Annotated in this window: 2 protein-coding genes; both read left to right on the top strand. The window is 73.0% G+C overall.

Going from position 1 to position 1,952, the window contains the following annotated elements:
* Window positions 1–490 precede the first annotated feature (490 nt).
* Window positions 491–1,405: a 2-hydroxyacid dehydrogenase gene (locus tag AB0G02_RS37440; protein ID WP_360804419.1), complete on the top strand. Its 915-nt coding sequence runs from the start codon at window positions 491–493 to the stop codon at window positions 1,403–1,405.
* 72 nt (window positions 1,406–1,477) lie between these two features.
* Window positions 1,478–1,952: DoxX family protein (locus tag AB0G02_RS37435; RefSeq protein ID WP_360804416.1), on the top strand; the 475-nt coding region annotated here is incomplete at its 3' end.

Here is a 1,952-nt window from a genome sequence, read left to right as displayed (position 1 = left end):
GTGAGCAGCTTCACGATGGTCTTCGGGCCGACGCCGGGGGTGTTCGGCAGGTTGTCCGACGAGTCGCCGCGCACCGCCGCGTAGTCGGCGTACAGTCCCGGCTGCTCGGGGAAGCTCGCGCAGCCCGCGGCCAGCAGGCCCAGGGCCGACCCGATCAGCACTCCACGCAGTCGCGACACGCGTTCCAGGTTAGGCGCGGGGTCGTGAACGCGGGGTGAGCGGTCCAGCTCCGTCCCCGTCGACGGCCGGGCGCACGGCGACGGCCCGTCCACCACCGCCGGCGGCGCGAAGTGCGGGTTCGGCACGGGCGGCGACCGGGCCGGGCACTCGTCGGGAAGCCATCCCGCCCGACTCCCCAGTGGGGCACGTCACCCGGTCGGGTCCAGCGCCGCTCGGGAGTTACATGCATCCGCGAGCCCGGTCCGCGTGCGTCCGCGCAGCAGACGTCGTGCTGCCGCGTGGCGGCGGGCGTGCCGTAACGTGCGACGCCGTGAGCCTCATCGTTCTGGTCCCCGACGACCTGGGTGTCCGTGTGCTGTCCGACGTGGAGGGTGTGCGGCCCGTCCGCTACGAGCCGGGCCGGCCGCTGCCGGCCGAGGCCGAGGGGGCGGAGGTCCTGGTGCCGAAGTTCCTCTCCGGCACGGACCCGCGGGAGGTGTTCGCGCAGCTGCCGTCGTTGAAGCTCGTGCAGCTGCTGTCGGCCGGGGCCGAGCGGTTCATCGGCGTCGTCCCGGACGGGGTGGTGCTGTCGACGTGCCGCGGCGCGCACGGCGGTAGCACGGCGGAGTGGGCGATCGGCGCGCTGCTCGCGATCTACCGCGACTTCCCGGTGTTCGAGCGGGCCCGGCAGGACCGGCGCTGGGACTACCACCTCACGGACACGTTGCAGGACAAGAAGGTGCTCGTGGTCGGCGCGGGCGACCTGGGCGAGCAGTTCCGCCGCCGGTTGGAGCCGTTCGACGCGACCGCGACCCTCGTCGGCCGCACGGCGCGGCCCGGCGTGCACGGCGTGGCGGAGCTGCCCGAGCTGCTCGGCGGGTTCGACGCGGTGCTGGTCGTGGTGCCGCTGACCGAGGAGACCACCGGGATGGTCGACGCGGAGTTCCTCTCCCGGATGAAGGACGGCGCGATCCTGGTCAACGCGGCGCGCGGCCCGGTCGTCGACACCGACGCGCTGCTGGCCGAGCTCGTGTCGGGGCGGCTGCGCGCGGCGCTGGACGTGACCGACCCCGAGCCGCTGCCGTCGGACCATCCACTGTGGACCGCGCCGGGCCTGTTCCTCACGCCGCACGTGGCCGGCAGCTGCACCGGTCACGCCGAGCGCGCGTACGCCGTGGTGGCCGCCGAGGTCGCCCGGTTCGCCCGCGGCGAGCAGCCGGCGAACCTCGTCAAGGGCGATTATTAGGCCGTTAGGGTGTAACCGCGCGGCTGAACGGACGCTCGCGGACGTCGTCCAAACCTCCTAACGTGCGGGTGCGTGGCTACTCACGACGACCGCTCGAAGGCTTCGAGCGGCTACTCCGACGACGGGTTCTACTCGACGAGTGGCGTGGGCGGAGGAGTTCACCACTTCGACGACGGCACGCGGACGATCCACAACGACGCGTTCACCAAGGACACCAGCGCCTTCGACACGACCGGCTACACGCCGGTCGCGGACCTGGACGACAAGCCCGCCACGCACTACGACACCCTCGATGACGACGAAGAGCGCAGGCCGTTCGGCTGGACGGCGGGCCCCGACATCGGCCTGCTGGTGCTGCGGCTGGCGCTGGGCGGCGCGTTCGTCGTGCACGGCCTGCAGAAGGTGTTCGGCCTGTTCGGCGGGCCCGGCATCGACGGGTTCGCCCAGTACCTCCAGTCCGCCGGGTTCCGCGAGGCGCGGATCCTGGCGTGGGTCACCGGCGTGACCGAGCTGGCCGGCGGCGGGCTGCTCGTGCTGGGCCTGTGCA

The organism is Actinosynnema sp. NPDC023658 (assembly GCF_040639995.1).
In the GTDB taxonomy this organism is placed as follows: domain Bacteria; phylum Actinomycetota; class Actinomycetes; order Mycobacteriales; family Pseudonocardiaceae; genus Actinosynnema.
Note: the sequence above shows the minus strand (reverse complement) of the source record. Positions and strands in the feature narration are given on the sequence as shown.